We start from the raw sequence: 20,399 nt of genomic DNA, 5'->3' as shown, positions 1-20,399 counted from the left end.
GGGAGAGGGCTAGGGTGAGGGTGCTTTTGACTTCCATCCAAACCCACACAAACCCTCCGGCCACAGGTAAACTCCCGCGCACTTTCCCAAGGAGTTCACATGAGTTACTACCAGCCGGGCATTCTCGCCACCCCTGTTCCTGCGCAAGCGCGTCACCTGTTTTTCGCCCTTGAGTCGGTTGAAGCCCTGCCGCAGGCGCTCGACAGCCTGCTCAATCAGGTGGACGGCAAGTCGGCGGTGATCGGTTTTGGTGAATCCCTGGTCAAGGCGCTCAACGTGCAGATCGGCGGCCTGCGCAGCTTCCCGGCGCTGACCGGCGTTGGCGTCGAGAACCCGTCGACCCAGCACGCACTGTGGGTGTGGCTGCACGGCGTCGACCGTGGTGAACTGCTCAACCGCTGCAACGCTCTCGAAGCCGCACTCGCACCAGCCCTGCGTCTGGTCGAGATGCAGGAAGCCTTCCGCCACAAGGACGGCCACGACCTGACCGGCTATGAAGACGGCACCGAAAACCCCCACGACGAAGCCGCCATCGCTGCCGCCCTGCAAAGTGCCGGCACTGACGGCATGGTCGGCGGCAGTTTCGCCGCGATCCAGCAATGGCAGCACGACCTCAAGGGTTTCCACAAACTCTCGTCCGAGGACAAAGACAACATCATGGGCCGTCGCCTCAGCGACAACGAAGAGATCGACGACGCGCCAGTCTCCGCCCACGTCAAACGCACCGCGCAGGAAAGCTTTGCCCCAGAAGCGTTCGTCGTGCGCCGCTCGATGCCGTGGATCGAAGGTGATCGTGCCGGTCTGATGTTCCTCGCCTTCGGTTTCTCGCTGGATGCCTTCGAAGCGCAACTGCGCCGTATGAGCGGCCTGGAAGACGGCATCACCGATGGCCTCTATCGCATCAGCCGCCCAATCACTGGCGGCTACTACTGGTGCCCGCCGCTCAAGGACGGCCACCTTGATCTGCGCGCCTTGCGCGTCGGCTAAAGGAAGAGACATGGACGTGGTGCGTTGGGGCATGATCGGTTGTGGCAGCGTCGCTGAGCGCAAGAGCGGGCCGGCCTTCTACAAGGCGCCCGGTTCGGCGCTGGTGGCGGTAATGGGCCGACGCCTCGAAGCCGTAACCGACTACGCTGCGCGCCACCGCATCAAGCGGGTCTACACCGACGTCGATGCACTGATCAACGATCCCGAGGTGGACGCGGTGTACATCGCCACGCCGCCCGACAGCCACCACGCCTACAGCCTGAAAGTCGCTGCGGCCGGCAAACATTGCTGCGTGGAAAAGCCCATGGCGCTGAATGCCGGGCAAAGTCGCGAGATGCAAAAAGCGTTTGCCGACGCCGGTTTGCACTTGTTCGTGTCCTACTACCGCCGTTCGTTGCCGCGCTTTGCACAGGTGCGGCAATGGTTGGAGGAGGGGTGCATCGGTGACGTACGGCACTTGAGCTGGACGCTGACCAAGGCGCCTTCGCCGGCGGATCTGGACGGTCGCGACAACTGGCGCACCGATCCGGCAGTGGCCGGTGGCGGTTACTTTGCCGATCTGGCCAGCCACGGCTTTGACCTGTTTCAGTACCTGCTCGGTGACATCGTTGAAGTCGCTGGATTCACCGCGCGTCAGGCCGGTTTGTATGCAGCGGAAGATGCCGTCAGCGCCAGTTGGCGGTTCGCCTCCGGGGCGCTGGGCATGGGCTGCTGGAGCTTTGTCGCGGATCGGCGTGAGGATCGGGTCGAGATCATTGGCAGCCTCGGGCGGATCAGTTTTTCGGTGTTTGATGAGCATCCCGTGCAGTTGCATGCCGATGAACACCTCAGCCTGGAAATCCCCCATCACGAGCACATCCAGTGGCATCACGTGCTGGGCATGAATGCGCACATTCGTGGCGACTCACAACACCCCGCCGTCGCCGAACAAGCGCTCAAGACCGACTGGGTCATGGACCAGATCCTCAAACGCCACTGATCCTCCATGTGTACACCGTCCCCTGTGGGAGCGAGCTTGCTCGCGAAAGCGTCCTGTCAGTCAATAATTTGGTTGCTGTTACACCGCCTTCGCGAGCAAGCTCGCTCCCACAGGGAATCGCGTGTGTCCTGCATCTAAGGTTATGCCCAAACAATATTTCTCAACCTTGTCATAACATCTCTAAGATCACGTCATAACTCGTTATGACAAGTGATCCCGTGATGACCGATAACGTTCTCTCCCTAAGCAGTGTCCCGCTGCACACCCAACTGCGCGACGTCCTCCGTGCGCGGATCCTCGACGGTGAATACCCGCAAGACAGCCAGATGCCCTCCGAAAGCGAACTCGGTGCGCTGTTCAAAGTCAGCCGCATCACCGTGCGCCAGGCGCTGGGCGATCTGCAAAAAGAAGGGCTGATCTTCAAGATCCACGGCAAAGGCACCTTCGTCGCCAAACCGAAAACCTTTCAGAACGTCAGCAGCCTGCAAGGCCTCGCCGAGTCGATGACCGGGCGTGGCTACGAGGTGATCAACCGCCTGCGCAGCTTCAAATTCATCCCGGCCGACAAGCGTGTCGCCGAGCGTTTGCAAGTCGCCGAGGACGAGATCGTCGCGCAGATCAAACGCGTGCGCCTGATCAATCGTGAACCGATCTCGCTGGAAATCACCTACCTGCCCAAAGCCGTCGGCGAGCGGCTGGAGAAGGCCGATCTGGTCACCCGCGACATCTTTCTGATCCTCGAAAACGACTGCGGCATCGCCCTCGGTCACGCCGATCTGGCCATCGACGCAATGCTGGCTGACAGCGATCTGACCCAGGCGCTGAACGTCGAGGCCGGCTCGCCGATCATGCGCATCGAGCGTCTGACCCACGACGCGCAAGGCCAGCCGCTGGACTTCGAACACCTTTACTACCGTGGCGATGCGTTCCAGTACCGCCTGCGGATCGACCGGCAAAAAGGGGAGCAGGCATGACCCGCAACGTGCTCGAACAGGAATACGACATCGTCGTCATTGGCGGTGGCACCGCAGGCCCGATGGCCGCGATCAAGGCCAAGGAAAAGAACCGCGACTTGCGCGTGCTGCTGGTCGACAAGGCCAACGTCAAACGCAGCGGCGCGATCAGCATGGGCATGGACGGCCTGAACAACGCGATCATTCCCGGCCACTCGACGCCCGAGCAGTACACCAAGGAAATCACCATCGCCAACGACGGCATCGTCAATCAGGCCGCCGTTTACGCCTACGCCACCCACAGCTTCGAAACCATCGAACAGCTTGATCGCTGGGGCGTGAAGTTCGAGAAGGACGAGACCGGCGATTACGCGGTGAAAAAAGTCCACCACATGGGTGCTTACGTGCTGCCGATGCCGGAGGGGCACGACATCAAAAAAGTCCTCTATCGGCAGTTGAAACGTGCGCGGGTGAGCATCACCAATCGTCTCGTCTGCACGCGGTTGCTGACTGACGAGGAGGGCACCGTCAACGGTGTGATGGGCTTCGATTGCCGCACGGCCGATTTCCATGTGATCAAGGCCAAGGCTGTAATTCTCGCTTGTGGCGCTGCCGGACGACTCGGTCTGCCTTCGTCGGGCTACCTGATGGGCACCTACGAGAACCCGACCAACGCTGGCGACGGTTACGCGATGGCCTATCACGCGGGTGCCGAACTGGCCAACCTCGAGTGCTTTCAGATCAACCCGCTGATCAAGGATTACAACGGCCCGGCCTGCGCCTACGTGACCGGTCCGCTGGGTGGCTACACCGCCAACAACAAGGGCGAACGCTTCATCGAGTGCGACTACTGGAGCGGGCAGATGATGTGGGAATTCCACCAGGAACTGGAAAGCGGCAACGGCCCGGTTTTTCTCAAACTCGATCACCTGGCCGAGGAAACCATCCAGAACATCGAGGAAATCCTGCACAGCAACGAGCGCCCGAGTCGCGGCCAGTTCCACGCCAATCGCGGCACTGATTACCGCACGCAAATGGTCGAAATGCACATCTCCGAAATCGGTTTTTGCAGCGGTCACTCGGCCTCCGGGGTGTGGGTCAACGAACGCGCCGAGACCTCGGTGAAAGGCTTGTATTCGGCCGGTGACATGGCCGCTGTGCCGCACAATTACATGCTCGGCGCGTTCACCTACGGCTGGTTCGCCGGGCATAACGCCGCAGATTTTGTCGCCGGTCGCGAGTTTTCTGCGCTGGATGCCGCGCAGATCGAAAAGGAAAAGGCCCGGGTCTACGCCCCGCTGGATCGCGAACACGGTCTGCCGCCGGCGCAGCTCGAGTACAAGCTGCGGCGCTTCGTTAACGATTACCTGCAACCGCCGAAAGTGACCAGGAAAATGCAGATCGGCCTGCAACGCTTCAGCGACATCGAGCGCGATCTCGAGCAGATGAAGGCCAACAACGCCCATGAACTGATGCGCGCGATGGAAACCAGCGTGATTCGCGACTGCGCCGAAATGGCTGCACGCGCCTCGCTGTTTCGCGCCGAAAGTCGCTGGGGCCTGTACCACTATCGCGTCGATCACCCGCAGCGCAACGACAGTGAATGGTTCTGCCACTGCCATCTGAAGAAGGACGAGGACGGCCGGATGACCAGTTTCAAGAAAGCCGTCGAGCCTTACATCATTCCGCTCGATGCCGAAGAAATGCAGGCGTACGACCGCTTGCGGGTTGGCGCTTTCGCCGCTTGATGCATCCCTAAAAGAGAATCCGGACCATGGCCTATCAAGCTCAGGAAATCTTCTTCCGCTCCAACGCCCCCGTCACCGTGGACGAGGACAAATGCATCGCCGAAAAGGGCTGCACCGTGTGTGTCGACGTCTGCCCGATGGACTTGCTGGCGATTAACCCGGCGACGCAGAAGGCTTATATGGCGTTCGACGAATGCTGGTATTGCATGCCGTGCGAGAAGGATTGCCCGACCGGCGCCGTCAAGGTCGACATCCCCTATCTCCTGCGTTGAAACCCGATCCCTGTAGGAGTGAGCCTGCTCGCGAATGCGGTGGGTCATTGCGCAATGATGTCGACTGATACTCCGCTTTCGCGAGCAAGCTCGCTCCCACAGTGGATCGAGTTACTGCACAAATTGAATTCGCCAGAAATCCTGTGGGAGCGAGCTTGCTCGCGAAGAGGCCACCCCAGACAACCCAAAGCCATCCGACAACCCCGGACGCTGGATTCACCGAAAACCCCTCGTTTCCCACCGCGCCCCGATCGCGGCGGAGACGAACTCAAATAAATGATTCGAGGGGAAACACTCATGTTGCGTGCAGCAATCGCCGGTCTGGTACTGGCTTCGTTCACTTTGTCGGCCTCAGCCGAAACCATCCGCATCGCCATCGGCACCCAGGACACCACCATCAATTGCGCCGCTGGCGGTCTGTTGATTCGTGAACTCGGTCTGCTCGACAAATACCTGCCCCACGACGGCACTTACAAAGACGCCAAGTACGACGTGCAGTGGAAAAACTTCACCAGCGGCGCGCCACTGACCAACGAGATGGTCGCCGGCAAACTAGACTTCGGCGCCATGGCCGATTTCCCCGGTGCGTTCAACGGTGTTGCGTTCGAAACTGCCGGCAAGCACAGCCTGTTCATCAGCGTGTTGTCGGGCAGCATCAAGGGCAGCGGCAACGGCATCGTCGTGCCGAGTGCGTCCGGCGTGCAATCGCTCAGCGAACTCAAGGGCAAGACCATTTCCGTGCCGTTCGCCTCCACCGCCCACGGCATGTTGTTGCGTGCGGTGGCGGAGCAGGGCTGGGATCCGCTCAAGGACGTCAACATCATTGCCCAGCCACCAGAAGTCGCCGGCTCGGCGTTGCAGGCCGGCAAGATCGACGCCCACGCTGATTTCGTGCCGTTCGCCGAGCTGTTTCCGAGCCGGGGCTTCGCCCGCAAGATCTACGACGGCGCTCAGGCCAATGCGCCGACGTTCCACGGTGCGCTGGTGGATCAGGCTTATGCGAAGAAGTATCCGGAGATCGTCGTCGCGTACCTGCGGGCGAGCATCGAGGCCAATCAACTGCTCGCCGCCGAGCCTGAGAAGTACAGCGAACTGATCGCCAAAGTCACCGGTGTCGATGCCGAAGTGAATTACCTGTTCCACGGCCCGCTCGGCGTGCAGACCCGCGACTTGAGCTGGAAGCCGGAATATCGTCAGGCGGTTGGTACGGCCATCGATACGTTGAAGCTGTTGAAGAAGGCTGATCGTGGCCTCGATCTGAATACGTTCATCGACGATCAATACATCCGCGCCGCGTTCAAGGCGTCGGGTCTGGACTACACGGCGCAGCTGGCCAACTACGCACAGACGCCACTGAAGGCTACGGATGCGACGACGGGGAAAGCAATTACTGACTTCAGTCATGTCGCGGAAATCTGGGTGCGCGGCGAGAACAAAGTGCGCCGCTATGCCTCCGCCGAGGCCGCTTTCACTGCGTTGGCGGCGTTGAAGCAGGAAGGCAAAAACATCCGTGCCGTGTATGCACAGGCCAGTGACAGCGGGATCAAGTTGTTGGCTGAGCAGGCGTGGTTTGCCAGTGATGCGAAGGGCCGGTTGAGTGCGTTTTTGCTTAAGGGGCAGGCTCAGCAATATGCGTCGGCGCAGGGTGGCAAGGTTTTCGATTTTACGGATGCCACGACCCAAGCGGTTGCTGCTCGCTGATTAAAGATCAAAAGCCCCTCACCCTAGCCCTCTCCCAGAGGGAGAGGGGACTGACCGCGGTGTTTGGACTCGCTACGCCGACCTGAAATACCGAGCCGAACGCAGGTTTTGGAAAGCACGCAGGTCGGCTCCCTTTCGAGCCGAACGCAGGTTTTGAAAAGCATGAAGATCGGCTCCCTTTTGAGTCGAACGCAGGTTTTGAAAAGCACGCAGGTCGGCTCCCTTTCGAGTCGAACTCAAGTTTTGAAAAGCACGAAGATCGGCTCCCTTTCCCCCTCGCCCCCCTTGGGGGGAGAGGGCTGGGGTGAGGGGGGTAAATATCAGCCATCACACAGATCCAGAACCGGAAACCCACTCGATGAAAACACCCATCCGCTGGACATCAAGAGCCGCCTCCTTGCTGCTCTGCCTGCTGTTCTGGCAACTCGCCGCCAGCCACCACTGGAACCTCGGCCTCGTCACCTTCGCCAACGTGCCGACACCCATCGCGGTGCTCGAAGCCGCTTTGGGCCTCGGTGACTCAGGCAAACTCCTGCAACACCTCACCGCCAGCCTCAGCCGCGTCTTCGCCGGTTACCTCGCCGCATTGCTGATCGGCATCGCCCTCGGTTTAGCCATCGGCCGTTCAAAATGGGCCGAAGACCTGCTGCTGCCACCGCTGGAAGTCCTGCGCCCAATCCCCGCCGTTGCGTGGATTCCACTGGCGATCCTGATGTTCCCATCCTCCGAACTGTCGATGGTCTTCATCACCTTCACCGGCGCGCTGTTCCCGATCCTGCTCAACACCGTACACGGCGTCGAAGGCGTCGACCCACGCCTGATCGCCTCGGCGAAAAGCCTCGGGGCAGGGCGCCGGGCGATCCTGCTGGAAGTGATCCTGCCCGGCGCCGCACCCAGCATCATCACGGGCCTGGCGATCGGCATGGGTACCTCATGGTTCTGTCTGGTCACCGCGGAAATGATCTCCGGTCAGTTCGGCATCGGTTATTACACCTGGGAGTCCTACACGATTCAGAACTACGCCGACATCGTCGTCGGCATGCTGCTGATCGGCGTGTTGGGCATGGGCAGCAGCCTGCTGATCAAACGCCTCGGCGGGCTGTTCACGCCCTGGCATCGACCGCGAGGAAAAGCCTGATGAGCGTGATGCAAACCCCGGAAGGGCGGATCGACATTCGCCAGTTGTCCATCGTCCTCGGCGCAGGGCGTGAAGCGTTCGAAGCCGTGCGCGAACTTGATTGCCAGATTGAGCCGGGCCAGTTCGTGTGCATTCTTGGTCCGTCTGGTTGTGGCAAATCGACCTTGCTCGGCGCCTTGGCCGGGCATCTGAGTGCGCATGCCGGCAGTCTGAAAGTCGATGGCGCGGCGGTGTCCGGGCCGTCTCCACAGCGCGGCATGGTGTTCCAGCACCACACGTTGTTTCCGTGGCGCACGGTGCGTGACAACGTGGCTTTCGGCCTGAAAATGCGTGGCATCGGCAAGGCTGAGCGCCACCGCGCCGCCGATGACATCCTCAAACTGGTCGGCCTCGAAGGTTTTGCCGAACGCTGGCCCGATCAGCTTTCCGGCGGCATGCAGCAACGCGTCGAGATCGCCCGAGTGTTGGTCAATCGTCCGCGCTTGCTGCTGATGGACGAACCGTTCGGCGCGCTGGATGCGCTGACCCGGCTGAACATGCAGGAACTGCTGCTGGACATCTGGACGCGGATCCGCACCACGGTGGTGTTCGTCACCCATGACATCGACGAGGCGCTGTTTCTCGCTGACCGCTTGCTGGTGATGAGCGCGCGACCGGGGCGAATCATCGAAGACTTGCGCCTGGATTTCGCCCGGCCACGCACCAGCGAACTGGTCACCAGCCCCGAATTCTCCCGACTCAAACGCCACTGCCTCGATCTGCTGCGCCACGACAACGGCCGACCGCTGCCGCGCCTCAACCCGCTCGGCCTGCCTCCCGAAAACCCTTTGCCGCGATTTGCCCTATGACCTCTATTTTTGCTGTGACCGATAACCAGGACATTCTCGATCTGCAACCGCGCCTCGCCGCTGAAGACGCCGGTGTGCGGCGCATTGCGCTGATTGATCTGGCGGATCTGGAAGAACCGGATGGCTTGCTCTGGCTGGTTGATCGCCTGAGGCAAGATCCCGCCGAAGAAGTTCGCGCTGAAGCCGCACGTTTGCTGGAGGCCTGGGAGGATGAGGACGTCGTGCAGGCCTTGTGTGAAGCCTTGACCGACCCGTCGCTCGCCGTGCAATCGGCCGCCGCGCAGAGCCTGAGCTTGCTCAAAACGGAAGCGGCGGGGCAGGTGATTTTGCCGTGGACCGATCATGCCGACGTCAGCGTGCGTATCGCCGCATTCCGTGCCTTGCGTGAGTTGCGTTTCGCCGCCGCCGCGCCGGCAGCGGTTTCGGCGCTGAACGATGCCGACGCCAGCGTTCGTCGTGAAGCCGTGGGCGTGCTCGGCTGGCTCAAGCAGCTCGACGCATTGCCCGCGCTGGCACGATTGGCCAGTGCTGACCCCGACACCGAAGTACGCCGTGCTGCGACTGGCGCTTTGGGTTTGGCCTCCAGCGCCGAAGTGTTGCCAGCCCTGCGCCAGGCCTTGCGGGATGACGCCTGGCAAGTACGCGAAGAAGCCGCGACGACCTTGGGCAAGGTCGGCCACATTGACGCTGGTTCCGCGCTCGTCGAAGCCTTGAGCGATGATTATTGGCAAGTGCGCCTGCGCGCCACTCGCAGCCTCGGCCGTTTGCGTTTCGCCCCGGCGCTGGACGCCCTGATCGACACCCTCGGCCATCGCATCAGCAACCTGCGAAAAGAGGCCGCGCTGGCCTTGGGCGAACTGCATGATCGCGGCGCCGTGGCCGCGTTGCAGGCCGCGCAGGACGACGGCGACCCGGAGGTGCGCAAAGCCGTGCGCATCGCCTTGAGTCAGTTGCAATGAACCCGCTGTCGATGGCTAATTCGCAAAGCGAAGGCACCTTGCGCTTGAGCTGGCCGGACGGCCGCGAACAACAGCTCAATCACGCCGAACTGCGCCGCCAGTGCCCGTGCTCGCAATGCCGCGCGTTTCGCCTCAAAGGCATGACACCACGGGTGGATGATCGCGTGCGCCTGATCGAACTCAACCCCCAGGGCTACGGCGTGCAACTGATCTTCAGCGACGGCCATCAACGCGGCATTTACCCGTGGGCCTATCTGGCAAACCTCAGCCCATAGGTTCACCACGATCAATTGTGGGAGCGAGCTTGCTCGCGAAGGCGGCGGGTCAGTCGACATCTGTTTTGACTGATCTACCGTATTCGCGAGCAAGCTCGCTCCCACAGGGTTTTGCAGTGTCTGCGAGTTACTGGGCAGCCGTCATCGAAGGCCGGCAGCCATGAAAAATATCCAGCCCCGGCTGATACACCGACGTCCTCACATCAAACAGCCCCAGCACCGAGTGGAACAGGTTGTCGTGGCTCAGATCGGCCTGCCCGGTCTTACCTTGCAAACAACCGCGATCGATCCCTTCACTGGCGAGCGTGCCATTGCCGAACCACATCACCATCGGCACGTGCGTCTGCGCTTCAGGTGCCAGCGCATACGGCGCCGCGTGCAGATACAAACCGTTTTCGCCCAGCGATTCTCCGTGATCGGAGACATACACCATCGAGGTGTCCAGCGAATCCTGATTGTGTTTGAGCAGTTCGATGACCTTGGCAAGGAAATGGTCGGTGTAGAGGATGGTGTTGTCGTACACGTTCACCAGTTCATCGCGGCTGCAACTGCCCAACTGGTTGGTGTGGCAGATCGGTTTGAAGCGCTCCATCTCTTTCGGGTAACGCTCGTAGTATTCCGGGCCGTGACTGCCATCGGCGTGCAGGACAATGATCGCGTGGCCCTTGAGGCTGTCGATGTAGCTTTGCAGGCCTTGCAACAGCGCCTCGTCGAGGCAGTTGTTGCCATTGCAGAATGGCCCCGGCTGATTCTTCGAAATGTCGCGATGCGGTACGCGCAGGCAGGTGCCTTTGCAGTCGCTGTTGTTGTCCAGCCACAGCACTTGCACGCCGGCACGCTGGAGAATGTCGAGCAGGCCTTGGTAGGTTTTGCCTTTCTTGTCGCTGTAATCCTCACGCGGGAACATCGAGAACATGCACGGCACCGAGACGGCCGTCGACGTGCCGCAGGAATGCACCTGGGTGAAGTTGAGGATGTCGAGTTTGCTCAGCTCGGGATTGGTCTCGCGCTCGTAGCCATTTAGCGAGAAATGATCGGCGCGGGCGGTTTCACCGACCACGAAGACCATCAGCGATTTCCTCTCGCGGCTGGCCGCGTTGGCGCTCATCACCGCGTCTTCGCCGATGGCCTGCACCACGAAATGTTTTTTGATGCCAAGGCGTTGCTTGGTGTACTTGCTGATCGCGTAGATGTAGTTGGTCGGGTTGATGAAGTGGGTGAGCTTGTCTTCTTCGCGGAAGATTGGCGCGTAGGTCGAATAGAACGCGCCCACCGAGGCGGCGATCACCAGCACACAGGCGATGATCACCAGCACCTTGTTGAGCAGGCCGCGAAAGAACGGTCGATAACTCACCGGCCAGCGCCAGATCAGCGCCGCCGGCAACACCCCGAGCAGCAGCAGGTAAGCCAACAGCTTGCCGCTGAACAGCGCGGTGGCTTCGGCGGGGTTGGTTTCGAAGACGTTCTGAATCATCACCGTGTCGATGGTGATGCCGTATTCGTTCATGAAATAGGCAGCGCAGGCCGAGAGCAGGGCGACCAGGGTGAGCGCCGGTTTCAGTGTCCAGCGAAACGATACCAGGGTCAGCAGCAGGGTGATCGCGGCCCACAAAAACAGCGCGAACGAGGCGAAAAACGCCAGTTTGTGCGCACCTTGCAAAGTGATCAGGGTGCCCAGCGCCTCCCAGGTCGCCAGGTTGTACAACGCCACCAGCGCCAGGGAAAACAGCAGCACCAGTCGGGTAGGAGTGATGGACGGTAAACGCAGTCCGTTGCCCAAAGCCATGTCAAACATTCCTCTACTTGAATAGAAAACCACGCGGTTGCGCGTGTAACTGTAGAAGAACATTAGTAAAAAATTCGTAAACATCCTGTAACAACTAACGAATTCGAAGCAAATCCTTGTAGGAGTGAGCCTGCTCGCGATAGCGGTGTGTCAGGTGTCGATGTGTTGTCTGACACACCGCTATCGCGAGCAGGCTCACTCCTACAATGGATCTCGGTGCGGTCAGAAAGATTTGCTGACGCTGGCGACGACGGTGGCGGTGCAGACGTCTTTGAAACCCCAATTGCTCAGGCATTGGGTTTGTGAGAGATCGGTGTCGATGTAGCTCAGGCCCAGTACCACGCCGGCGAGGTTATGGGTGAGTTTGACTTCCCACTCGCGATAACTGTCCTCGGCCTGCCCGGACGCCGAGTACAGATGCGGATCCTTGAAGTCCATATTGCCGTAACGCAGCTTCAGTCCCGAGTCGAACGGCAACTCGGTTTCATAACCGATGTAGCTGTACAGCGAACTCTGCTTGCTATCGATCCCCGGCGCATCACTGGAGTAATACGCCGCCAGCTTCACCCCATAAACCCCGAGAATCCCGTAGACCTCGCTCTGGTTGAACTGGCTTTCCTTGGGGTAGGCGTACTTGATGTAGCCCAGATCGAGGCTGATTTCCTCGGTCGCCTGCCACAGCCAGCCGCCGTAGTAATCGACTTCCTGACGGGTTTTCAGGCCTCCGCCGAAATCGACGTTGGAACTCCACGCGCCGAGGTACAGACCGCTGCTGTGCGCGAGGGTGAGACCGGCTTGCACGGCAGGGTCGTTTTGCGTTTGCGAGATGCCACGCGTGCGGTAGTCGCTGGCGAGGGCCAGGTCTACCTCCAGCGCAAAGTCATCGTTCAAGGGGATCGCAAAACTGCTCAAGGGCAGCACGCTCAAGAAACTCAGGGCGAACAGGGGCAAGGCTTTCATGTGAAGTCCCGATGTTGTGATTATTTTTGGGCAGTACGAAAACTGTGTGTGGGAATGCCATATCGGCCACTCTCACAAAACATGTGGGAGCGAGCTTGCTCGCGAAGGCGGTGGGTCAGTCAGTGAAGATGTTGAATGGACTGGCCTCTTCGCGAGCAAGCTCGCTCCCACAGGGTGGGATGGTTGTTGTTATTGGGTGGCGGTATAGACCTGACGGCCGCCGAACCAGGTCTGCAAAACCTGGGTGTCATGCAGGGCTTTGTTGTCGACGCTGAACACATCGCGGTCGAGCACGATAAAGTCAGCCTGCTTGCCCGGCGTCAGCGAGCCGATCTGCTTCTCCAGGCCAATGGTCCGCGCGGCGTTGACGGTGTAGGCGTAGAACATGGTTTCACGGTCCAGACGCTCATCGGCATTGAGCACACCCAACGGTCCGACACGGGTAATCGCCTGGGCCATGGCGTTGAACGGATTCGGTGTCGACACCGGCCAGTCACTCGCGCCGGCGATCGTCGCGCCCTGTTTCAGCAGCGAATGCGCCGGGTACTGATAGCGGAAGGCGAGGGCGCTGACGTAGGGCTTGATCATGTCGGTGGTGTAGTCGTCGGCGCTGGCCCACAGCAGTTGCATCGAGGCGATGACATTGAGCGGTTTGAAGCGGGCGAACTCTTGCGGGTTGACCATTTGCAGGTGAGTGATCGAGTGGGTCACGCCGCTCTGACGATCCTTGCGCGCCTGAGCAATGCCGTTCAGCGATTCCCGCACCGCACGGTCGCCGATCGCGTGGATGTGCACCAGCCAGCCGCGCTGGTCGATGGCGCTGACCAGTTCACCGAAATGCTGCGGATCGATCAGCAGTTCGCCCTGTTTGTGCGAATTGCTGTACGGGTCGATCATCGCCGCGCTCTGCGCCGGGAATTCAATCACGCCGTCGGCGAAGATCTTGATCCCGGGCAGGGTCAGGTTGGGAATGCCCTGGAATTGCTGGCGCACCTTGTCCAGCGTATCGAGGTCGGCGGGTAGGCTTTTCGGGTTGGCCACCAACAGCGCCGCGACGTGCACGCTCATGTCGCCGCTTTCCGACAGGGCTTTATAGGCCGGCAGCACGCCGACGGTTTTCTCGGTCGGTTTGAGGGCGAACACCGCTTCACCCGGTGCGGCGTTGGCGGCAGGGTCCATCCACGCGGTGATGCCCAGGCTGTTGTTGTAGCGCACCGCTGATTTGGCGGCGTTCAACATGTCGGCAGGGCTTGGCACTGGCATTTTCGAGGCGACCCGGTCCCAACCGGCGTCGACCACAAAGCCGTTCGGCTCACCGTTGGCCAGTTTGCCGATGGTGTCTTTTTCTGCGTCGGGCAATGTTTTCAGCAGGGCCGCATCAATCCCGGCGCGCTTTAGCATGACGTTGTTGGCCCACGCCGTGTGGTGGTCGCTGCCGATAAACACCACCGGTACGCTGGCCCATTCGCCGTTGTTGAAGGTGTTGCCCAAGGCTTCGGCCTGCGCCCAGTAAACCGAACTCATGCCGGCAATGCTCAGCACATCGCCGTGCCTGGCCTTGCCGTCTGCACGCCAGCCACGCAGGCGTTTTTGCAGTTCGTCGAGGCTGACGACTTCGTCTTCCATGTTCGCCGAGACCATTTCCAGTCCGCCGAAAATCGCGTGGGAATGGCTGTCGATCAGGCCGGGCATCAGCGCTTTGCCTTTGAGATCGATGACTTGGGTGCCGGATTCGATCAGGGCTTTGATCTGCGCGTCGGTGCCGACCTTCAGCACTTTGCCGTTCTCTACGGCGAGGGCTTGCGCCTTGGGTTGTGCGCGGTCGGCAGTGAAAATCTTGCCGTTGAGCAGGATCAGATCAGCAGCGGCCATGGCTTCCATCGAGGCAAAACTTACAGCGGCTACCAACAGACTCGGGATGAATCTTTTCATTGAAGATTTCCTTGTTATTGCGTCTGATGGCGAGATTAGTGGCTGACAGCGGCCGACAGAACGCCTCCCTCACGAAAAACGTTTTTGCCTGAATGGAAAAAGTATGGACAAGCTGGGTGCATTGAAAATGTTCGTGGTCACCGCGCAGCTCGGCAGTTTCAGCCGCGCCGCCGAGCAGTTGGGCAAGACCCCGTCGGCGCTGACCAAAGCGGTCAATCACCTGGAATCTGAGCTGGGTGCGCGCCTGTTTGAGCGCAGTACACGGCGGATCCTGCTTACCGAAATCGGCCGGGTGTACCTGGAAACCGCACGGCTGGTGTTGCAGCGGCTGGACGAGGCCAGCGAGGAAATCGAGCAGTTACAGCACGGCTTGCGCGGCAACCTGAAAATCACCGCGCCGCTGGCGTATGGGCGGGCGTTTCTCGATCAGGTGTGTGACGGCTTTCTGCAGCAATATCCGCAGATCAGTCTGCAAGTGGACCTGTGCGATGCCTTCGTCAACCTGCTGGAAAGTGGTTATGACCTGGCGCTGCGTGAAGGCCACGATGACTTGCCGGGGCTGATCGCGCGGGTGGTGGGTAGCAATCGACTGGCCCTGTGCGGCAGTCCGGAGTACCTGGCGCGCAAGGATTTGCCGGTGACTCCGCAAACCCTTGAGCAGCACGAGTGGCTGCTCTATCAGCACCCGTTGCTCAGCCGCGAATTCTGGTGGGCCGAGCGCGACGGGCAGCGCTTGAGTCTGGCGCAACCGGCGGCGCCGCGGTTGCGCAGCGACAACTACGACTTGCTGCTGGCCAGTGCTTTGGCCGGGCGCGGTTTGCTGCACACGCCGCTGTGGAGCGCCGCACCGTATATTGCCGACGGGCGACTGGTGCGGGTCATGGCTGATTACGACATCGACCCGGATACCTTCGGCCCGCATATTCTCGCGGTGTACCCGAGCCATCGGCGGGCTACGGCGAAGGTGGTGGCGTTCATCGATTACATCTCGGCATTCCTCACCGAACGTGGCCTGAGCTGACAGCCCATTCCTCCGTAGAAGCAGCCTTCGGCAGCTCCTGCAGGGGCGTTATGCCAGGACGGTCAGCCATGCCGAGAGCAGCAGCAACAACGCCAGTGCCGCATTCATGCGCTTGAACGCCCGTGGCGAACCCATCAACCGCGCGCTGCCCACACCCAGCAATGCCCAGAACGTCATGCACGGCAGCGACACCAGCAAAAACGCCAGTGACAACACCAGCAGCCGCAGGGTCTTGTCACCCCCGCCAACAAACACGCTGACCACTGCCACCGCCATCATCCATACCTTGGGATTGACCAGTTGCAGCATGGCAGCGCTCAGCACGCTGAAACGTTCTTCCTGGGCATCCGCCGGGTTCAGTGATGGCGGCGTGCTGCGAAAGATCTGCCACGCCAGCCAGCTCAACCAGAGCACGCCGCCCCAGGCCATGGCTTGCTGCACTCGCGGGTAGCGCAGCAACGTTTCGCCGGCACCGAGGCCGACCACCAGCACGATCAGGGCCGCCGCCGCGCAGGCGCCAAAAATGATCGGCAACGTGGCGAGCAGGCCTTGGCGCGAACTGTGGCTCAACACCAGAATATTGGTCGGCCCCGGCGTGATCGAGGCAACAAAAGCAAACAGCAGAAAGGGCAGTAATGACGCCATGATCGGGATTCCCTGAAAATCAACACAGGTCTCCATGATCGCCAGACGGCGTGCGTCAGTCTGGAAGGTTTGAGCAGCGTTTGCGGTAATCCGCCGGCGTCAGTTGATAGGCGCGCCGGAACCAGCGACCCAGATGGCTCTGATCGGCAAAACCGAGCACGCTGGCGACTTGCGCCGGCGTTTCACCGCGCGCCAGCAACTGCCGCGCCTTGGCCAGGCGCAACTGGATCAGGTAGGCGTGCGGCGCCAGACCGAAGGCAGACTTGAACGCCCGGCTGAGACGGAAACGGTCCACCCCGCAGACCCGCGCGAGATCATCGAGACCGATATCTTCATAGGTGTGCGCGTGCAGATAATCCCGCGCCAGTTGCGCCACCAAGGGCAGGCGCGGATCGAAAACCTGGCGCTTGCGCCAGTCGAGATGACGCGTGAGCGAGTTCAGCAGACCGTCGATGGCGGTCTGCCGGACGATGCGCAGATTGCCGTCATGCAACGCATGGAAAGCGTGATTGATCGCTGTGGCCAGACGCGGGTCCTGACTCAGCGTGTCGGCAAAACCGGGCTGGCTGTCGGACGGTGCGTCTTCGAACAGCGCGTGCATTTCACGCTCCAGCCAGTGCGGATCGAGGTAGAGCATCGAATAGGTAAAACCTTCCTCGGTCGGCGCCTGGCCATCGTGGATTTCCCCCGGCTCCAGCAGGAACACATTGCCCGGGGTACTGCGATGACGCACGCGGCGGCAGTTGAACTGCTGCACACCTTGCTCGGTGACGCCGACGAGGAAGCTGTCATGCCAGTGCGGATCGTAGGCATGCCCCTGAAAATGAGCACGAATCGATTCAATCCCGGTGTCGGCATCCTGGGACAGCTCGATCCAGTTGCGTTTATCCACGAAAGCTCCAGTGTTCGCCATTGAAAGGTGCGGCCCCATAAAATACCGCGCAATGCTCATCGAGGTTTAGAAGATTTGTGCAGGTGAAGGGGGCTAGACTCAACAGGTCACGACCCCTTTGGCGACAGGTGAAATGCGATGATTAACCGATGCTCGCGCGGGATTTTACTCACCTTGATCGTCTTCAGCCTGGCGCTGACGGCAGGCTGCTCAGGCCGCAAACACTATCCGCCTTCCGGCGTCGGGGACGCCTGCTACGCCAAAGCCCTGCCGTCGGTCGGCGAGGGCGGTCTGGCCTGGGGTTCCAGTTTGAACATGGCCCGGCAGAAGTCGATGAACAACTGCATTCGCTATGCCGGACGCTCCGGGGGCACGCCGGATACCTGTCAGGTGGTGTTGGCCAAGTGCCGATAGCTTTCTGTTGACATGGTTGCTTTTGGCAAATATATAGTTGCTTTAAGCAATTAACTGAGCATTTGTCATGTCCAGCAGCCATCTCCTCGAGCAAGCCGACGTCGTGCGCGGTTTCAACCGCTTCTACACCCATCAGATCGGTGTATTGCAGGAGCATCTGCTGCAAAGCGACTACTCGCTGACCGAGTTGCGCATTTTGTATGAACTGGCGTCGCGCGGTGACCTGACCAGCGCTGAACTGCGCCAGATGCTCGGCCTCGATGCCGGCTACATGAGCCGCATCATCAGCGGTTTCGAAAAGCGCGGCTTGATCCAGAAAGTGCCGTCGCCTACGGACGGCCGCGCTGCGCAATTGCACCTCACCAACCTCGGGCGCGAAATTCTGGTCCCGCTGGAAAAGGCTTCCCGCGAACAGATCGTCGCCATGCTCGAGCGATTGCCAGAACCGCAGCAGAAACAACTGATCGGCGCCATGACGCTGATCCAGACACTGCTGCAAGGCAACAAAGACTCAACCTACGTATTACGCGATCCGCAACCCGGCGACATGGGTACGGTGATGCAACAGCAAACCGCACTGTATACCCGCGAATACGGCTGGAATTCGGAGTTCGAGGCGCTGGTGGCCGAGGTGGTCGCCAAGTACCTGCGCGATTACGACCCCACCTGTGAGCGCTGCTGGATTGCCGAAAAGGACGGCAAGGTCATCGGTTCGGTGTTCATCGTCCGCCAGGATGAAACGACCGCCAAACTGCGCATGCTCTACGTCGACGCCAGTGCGCGGGGCTTAGGTATTGGCAGTCGTCTGGTCGAGGAGTGCCTGCGCTTTGCCCGGCAGATTGGCTACAAGCACATGACCTTGTGGACGACCAGCAACCTGACGGCCGCACGCAAGATTTATCAGCAGGCCGGGTTTGAGTTGGTGGAGGAAGAAGCGGTTCACAGCTTTGGCAAGGATCTGCTGAGTCAGACGTGGGCGCGGGTGTTGTGATCTGTTTTTCGTCGGCGGGTGCAGTGAAAAGGCAGACGAAAAAAAACCGCCTTTGCGGGGCGGTTTTTTTGTAAACCTTGGTTTGCGACCGAGGTTTGTTGCTTCACTAGCCGAACTGACGTGTGAGGATAGTATGAGCCTTTGCGCCACCTTGCAACGGTAATAGCTTTTTTTGAACGACTTTTTCCAGATCTGTTTATTTTAATAAACAGGCAGAAATAACGGTTTACAAAGGCAATAGAACTCTCTGCATGAAATCTTTTTATTGAGGTTATGATGCAGGCGCTCATATGTTAGTTCGGTAGTGAGGTCTGGCTGGAAAACTTAACAGTTTCATTCCCTTTGACACGGTTTTGCACCCGTGCCGGGATGATGGCTCAGAGGGCTTTCAACCGGCCGCCTCACTAGTCGAACTGACGTTCAGGCTGAAAGCAAGCATGGTCCGGTAAGCTTGCTGGAGGTTTGGCCCCCAGCCCTGGAGGCCAAAACGTATGAAGCTTTTGCTGCGTACGCTGAGCCTTGTATGGAGATTGTTTAAAGCCTTTCGCTTTTACGAGTTCCTGCGAGACCACTTTGACGACCTGAAGTAACGGCCGTTGAGGTGGGAAAAGCCCGTTTCAGTTCCGACTGAAACGGGCTTTTTTTGTTTTACAAAACTGTCATAAGTAGGATTTTTCTGTATCGGGTTTTTTGGCGTGTAGGGGATTTCTTCGGCAAGTGTAGGCGAAGTTCAAACCCGTCTGTAATCCGCAAAAAGTGTTCGATTATCGAGTACCCAAACCTTCGTCCAATTGCCCCCTCCGACACTCCGGCGTACTGTGACTCGTGATGTCTGAAACCCCGTGATCCCAAAATAACGACAACAACGAGCAACGCCATGGACAGCCATCTGCTGAGCGATCGCAGCAGCGTGTTTCGTCACGCTGACCCTTATGCCGTCTCCGACTACGTCAATCAGCACGTCGGCCAGCACTTCATCGGTCTGTCCAGAACCACCCACCCGCAAGCCAGACTCAACCATCGCAAACTCGCCGATCTCGATCTGGCCCGCATCAGCTATGGCGGCAGCGTACGCGTGACCTCCGTGGCCCTGGAGACCGTTTACCATCTGCAAGTGCTGCTGCAAGGCAATTGCCTGTGGCGCGGGCACAAGCGCGAGCAGCATCTGGTGCCCGGCGAGTTGCTGTTGATCAACCCGGATGATCCGGTCGATCTGACTTACTCGGAAGACTGCGAGAAATTCATCCTCAAGGTGCCGGTCAGCGTGCTTGAATCGGTGTGTGACGAGCAGCGCTGGCAGCGTCCGGCAAGCGGTATCCGTTTCCTGCGCAATCACTATCGGCTGGATGAACTGGAAGGCTTCACCAACCTGCTCGCGATGATCTGTCAAGAAGCCGAGGCCAGCGATCCGTTGCTGCGGGTGCAGGAGCATTACGCGCAGATCATCGGCAGCAAACTGATCTCGCTGATGAGCACCAACGTCAGTCGTGAATGCCTGAGTGCACCGAACATCAGCTTCGAACGCATCGTCGATTACATCGACCGCAACCTGAAACTGGATTTGCCGGCTGAACATTTGGCCGCACAGGCGAGCATGAGCCCGCGCTCGCTGTACACCTTGTTTGAACGCCAACTGGGCGTTACGCCGATGCAATACATCCGCCAACGCAAGCTTGCGCGCATCCACGCCTGCCTCAGTGATCCAAGCTGCCCGGTGCGCAACCTCACCGAGCTGGCGCTCGACTACGGCTTCCTGCACCTGGGCCGTTTCTCCGAAAGCTATCGCCAGCAGTTCGGTGAACTGCCGTCGCAGACCTTCAAACGCCGCCACTAACACTCCCCGCTGAAACTTCCCCGAATCACCTGCCGCGCCATCCTGCACAAATCGGATAGCGATC

At 59.9% G+C, this 20,399-nt stretch carries 19 protein-coding genes; 14 read left to right on the top strand and 5 right to left on the bottom strand.

Annotated elements, in window-relative coordinates; genetic code table 11:
• The first annotated feature begins 99 nt into the window (after positions 1 to 99).
• The 10 genes from BMY54_RS14010 to BMY54_RS13965 all read left to right on the top strand — a co-directional run bounded on the left by BMY54_RS14010 (position 100) and on the right by BMY54_RS13965 (position 9,860).
• Positions 100 to 987, top strand: coding sequence for a Dyp-type peroxidase (locus BMY54_RS14010; RefSeq protein ID WP_093433538.1), 888 nt, complete (start codon positions 100 to 102; stop codon positions 985 to 987).
• 10 nt (positions 988 to 997) lie between these two features.
• Positions 998 to 1,966 (top strand): Gfo/Idh/MocA family protein, encoded by a 969-nt coding sequence (locus BMY54_RS14005; RefSeq protein ID WP_093433535.1) that lies wholly within the window; start codon positions 998 to 1,000, stop codon positions 1,964 to 1,966.
• Between the two features lie 221 nt (positions 1,967 to 2,187).
• Complete coding sequence (locus tag BMY54_RS14000; protein WP_093433532.1) at positions 2,188 to 2,940, top strand: GntR family transcriptional regulator; 753 nt, start codon at positions 2,188 to 2,190, stop codon at positions 2,938 to 2,940.
• Complete coding sequence (locus BMY54_RS13995; RefSeq protein ID WP_093433530.1) at positions 2,937 to 4,667, top strand: fumarate reductase/succinate dehydrogenase flavoprotein subunit; 1,731 nt, start codon at positions 2,937 to 2,939, stop codon at positions 4,665 to 4,667. The genes BMY54_RS14000 and BMY54_RS13995 overlap by 4 nt, the downstream gene beginning before the upstream one ends.
• Positions 4,668 to 4,693: 26 nt before the next feature.
• On the top strand, positions 4,694 to 4,939 hold the full coding sequence (locus BMY54_RS13990; RefSeq protein ID WP_003225615.1) for a 4Fe-4S dicluster domain-containing protein: 246 nt from the start codon (positions 4,694 to 4,696) through the stop codon (positions 4,937 to 4,939).
• 276 nt (positions 4,940 to 5,215) lie between these two features.
• Positions 5,216 to 6,640, top strand: a complete 1,425-nt coding sequence (locus BMY54_RS13985) for an ABC transporter substrate-binding protein (protein ID WP_175559601.1) — start codon at positions 5,216 to 5,218, stop codon at positions 6,638 to 6,640.
• A gap of 358 nt (positions 6,641 to 6,998) precedes the next feature.
• A complete protein-coding gene (locus tag BMY54_RS13980) occupies positions 6,999 to 7,778 on the top strand; it encodes an ABC transporter permease (RefSeq protein ID WP_093433525.1) in 780 nt (259 codons plus the stop codon).
• Positions 7,778 to 8,626 carry an ABC transporter ATP-binding protein gene (locus BMY54_RS13975; protein WP_093433522.1) on the top strand — a complete coding sequence of 283 codons (849 nt, stop codon included), beginning with the start codon at positions 7,778 to 7,780 and terminating at the stop codon, positions 8,624 to 8,626. The genes BMY54_RS13980 and BMY54_RS13975 overlap by 1 nt, the downstream gene beginning before the upstream one ends.
• Complete coding sequence (locus tag BMY54_RS13970; protein ID WP_093433519.1) at positions 8,623 to 9,585, top strand: HEAT repeat domain-containing protein; 963 nt, start codon at positions 8,623 to 8,625, stop codon at positions 9,583 to 9,585. The genes BMY54_RS13975 and BMY54_RS13970 overlap by 4 nt, the downstream gene beginning before the upstream one ends.
• Positions 9,582 to 9,860 (top strand): DUF971 domain-containing protein, encoded by a 279-nt coding sequence (locus BMY54_RS13965; protein ID WP_093433516.1) that lies wholly within the window; start codon positions 9,582 to 9,584, stop codon positions 9,858 to 9,860. Before BMY54_RS13970 ends, BMY54_RS13965 begins: the two co-directional genes overlap by 4 nt.
• A gap of 127 nt (positions 9,861 to 9,987) precedes the next feature.
• Here BMY54_RS13965 and BMY54_RS13955 read toward each other — a convergent pair whose 3' ends face one another.
• The 3 genes from BMY54_RS13955 to BMY54_RS13945 all read right to left on the bottom strand — a co-directional run bounded on the left by BMY54_RS13955 (position 9,988) and on the right by BMY54_RS13945 (position 14,538).
• Positions 9,988 to 11,646, bottom strand: coding sequence for a phosphoethanolamine transferase (locus BMY54_RS13955; RefSeq protein WP_093433510.1), 1,659 nt, complete (start codon positions 11,644 to 11,646; stop codon positions 9,988 to 9,990).
• Positions 11,647 to 11,868: 222 nt separating this feature from the next.
• The gene (locus tag BMY54_RS13950; protein WP_093433507.1) at positions 11,869 to 12,606 is read right to left on the bottom strand and encodes a TorF family putative porin; all 738 of its coding nucleotides are present in this window, start codon (positions 12,604 to 12,606) and stop codon (positions 11,869 to 11,871) included.
• 189 nt (positions 12,607 to 12,795) lie between these two features.
• Positions 12,796 to 14,538 (bottom strand): amidohydrolase, encoded by a 1,743-nt coding sequence (locus BMY54_RS13945; RefSeq protein ID WP_093433504.1) that lies wholly within the window; start codon positions 14,536 to 14,538, stop codon positions 12,796 to 12,798.
• Positions 14,539 to 14,641: 103 nt separating this feature from the next.
• On the opposite strand from BMY54_RS13945, the gene BMY54_RS13940 reads away from it, so the two are divergent.
• On the top strand, positions 14,642 to 15,559 hold the full coding sequence (locus tag BMY54_RS13940) for a LysR family transcriptional regulator (RefSeq protein WP_093433501.1): 918 nt from the start codon (positions 14,642 to 14,644) through the stop codon (positions 15,557 to 15,559).
• A gap of 48 nt (positions 15,560 to 15,607) precedes the next feature.
• On the opposite strand, the gene BMY54_RS13935 is transcribed toward BMY54_RS13940, so the two are convergent.
• On the bottom strand, positions 15,608 to 16,204 hold the full coding sequence (locus BMY54_RS13935) for a LysE family translocator (protein WP_093433498.1): 597 nt from the start codon (positions 16,202 to 16,204) through the stop codon (positions 15,608 to 15,610).
• Positions 16,205 to 16,259: 55 nt separating this feature from the next.
• Positions 16,260 to 17,096 carry an AraC family transcriptional regulator gene (locus BMY54_RS13930; RefSeq protein ID WP_093433495.1) on the bottom strand — a complete coding sequence of 279 codons (837 nt, stop codon included), beginning with the start codon at positions 17,094 to 17,096 and terminating at the stop codon, positions 16,260 to 16,262.
• Positions 17,097 to 17,234: 138 nt separating this feature from the next.
• Between BMY54_RS13930 and BMY54_RS13925 the strand changes: the two genes are divergently transcribed.
• The 3 genes from BMY54_RS13925 (at position 17,235) to BMY54_RS13915 (ending at position 20,335) form a co-directional block, all read left to right on the top strand.
• Positions 17,235 to 17,510, top strand: a complete 276-nt coding sequence (locus BMY54_RS13925; RefSeq protein ID WP_093433492.1) for a hypothetical protein — start codon at positions 17,235 to 17,237, stop codon at positions 17,508 to 17,510.
• Positions 17,511 to 17,577: 67 nt separating this feature from the next.
• Positions 17,578 to 18,501 (top strand): bifunctional helix-turn-helix transcriptional regulator/GNAT family N-acetyltransferase, encoded by a 924-nt coding sequence (locus tag BMY54_RS13920; protein ID WP_093433489.1) that lies wholly within the window; start codon positions 17,578 to 17,580, stop codon positions 18,499 to 18,501.
• 877 nt (positions 18,502 to 19,378) lie between these two features.
• Positions 19,379 to 20,335 carry an AraC family transcriptional regulator gene (locus BMY54_RS13915; protein WP_093433485.1) on the top strand — a complete coding sequence of 319 codons (957 nt, stop codon included), beginning with the start codon at positions 19,379 to 19,381 and terminating at the stop codon, positions 20,333 to 20,335.
• The last annotated feature ends 64 nt before the right edge of the window (positions 20,336 to 20,399 follow it).

Source organism: Pseudomonas sp. ok266, from assembly GCF_900110195.1.
GTDB classification, from domain to species: domain Bacteria; phylum Pseudomonadota; class Gammaproteobacteria; order Pseudomonadales; family Pseudomonadaceae; genus Aquipseudomonas; species Aquipseudomonas neuropathica.
The sequence above is the reverse complement of the archived record's forward strand: the minus strand, read 5'-3'. Positions and strand labels throughout refer to the sequence as shown.

Bases quoted from the DNA above. Each gene is read 5' to 3' on its own strand.
- BMY54_RS14010 (WP_093433538.1), top strand. From the start codon at position 100: ATGAGTTACTACCAGCCGGGCATTCTCGCCACCCCTGTTCCTGCGCAA.
- BMY54_RS14005 (WP_093433535.1), top strand. From the start codon at position 998: ATGGACGTGGTGCGTTGGGGCATGATCGGTTGTGGCAGCGTCGCTGAG.
- BMY54_RS14000 (WP_093433532.1), top strand. From the start codon at position 2,188: ATGACCGATAACGTTCTCTCCCTAAGCAGTGTCCCGCTGCACACCCAA.
- BMY54_RS13995 (WP_093433530.1), top strand. From the start codon at position 2,937: ATGACCCGCAACGTGCTCGAACAGGAATACGACATCGTCGTCATTGGC.
- BMY54_RS13990 (WP_003225615.1), top strand. From the start codon at position 4,694: ATGGCCTATCAAGCTCAGGAAATCTTCTTCCGCTCCAACGCCCCCGTC.
- BMY54_RS13985 (WP_175559601.1), top strand. From the start codon at position 5,216: ATGATTCGAGGGGAAACACTCATGTTGCGTGCAGCAATCGCCGGTCTG.
- BMY54_RS13980 (WP_093433525.1), top strand. From the start codon at position 6,999: ATGAAAACACCCATCCGCTGGACATCAAGAGCCGCCTCCTTGCTGCTC.
- BMY54_RS13975 (WP_093433522.1), top strand. From the start codon at position 7,778: ATGAGCGTGATGCAAACCCCGGAAGGGCGGATCGACATTCGCCAGTTG.
- BMY54_RS13970 (WP_093433519.1), top strand. From the start codon at position 8,623: ATGACCTCTATTTTTGCTGTGACCGATAACCAGGACATTCTCGATCTG.
- BMY54_RS13965 (WP_093433516.1), top strand. From the start codon at position 9,582: ATGAACCCGCTGTCGATGGCTAATTCGCAAAGCGAAGGCACCTTGCGC.
- BMY54_RS13955 (WP_093433510.1), bottom strand. From the start codon at position 11,646: ATGGCTTTGGGCAACGGACTGCGTTTACCGTCCATCACTCCTACCCGA.
- BMY54_RS13950 (WP_093433507.1), bottom strand. From the start codon at position 12,606: ATGAAAGCCTTGCCCCTGTTCGCCCTGAGTTTCTTGAGCGTGCTGCCC.
- BMY54_RS13945 (WP_093433504.1), bottom strand. From the start codon at position 14,538: ATGAAAAGATTCATCCCGAGTCTGTTGGTAGCCGCTGTAAGTTTTGCC.
- BMY54_RS13940 (WP_093433501.1), top strand. From the start codon at position 14,642: ATGGACAAGCTGGGTGCATTGAAAATGTTCGTGGTCACCGCGCAGCTC.
- BMY54_RS13935 (WP_093433498.1), bottom strand. From the start codon at position 16,204: ATGGCGTCATTACTGCCCTTTCTGCTGTTTGCTTTTGTTGCCTCGATC.
- BMY54_RS13925 (WP_093433492.1), top strand. From the start codon at position 17,235: ATGATTAACCGATGCTCGCGCGGGATTTTACTCACCTTGATCGTCTTC.
- BMY54_RS13920 (WP_093433489.1), top strand. From the start codon at position 17,578: ATGTCCAGCAGCCATCTCCTCGAGCAAGCCGACGTCGTGCGCGGTTTC.
- BMY54_RS13915 (WP_093433485.1), top strand. From the start codon at position 19,379: ATGGACAGCCATCTGCTGAGCGATCGCAGCAGCGTGTTTCGTCACGCT.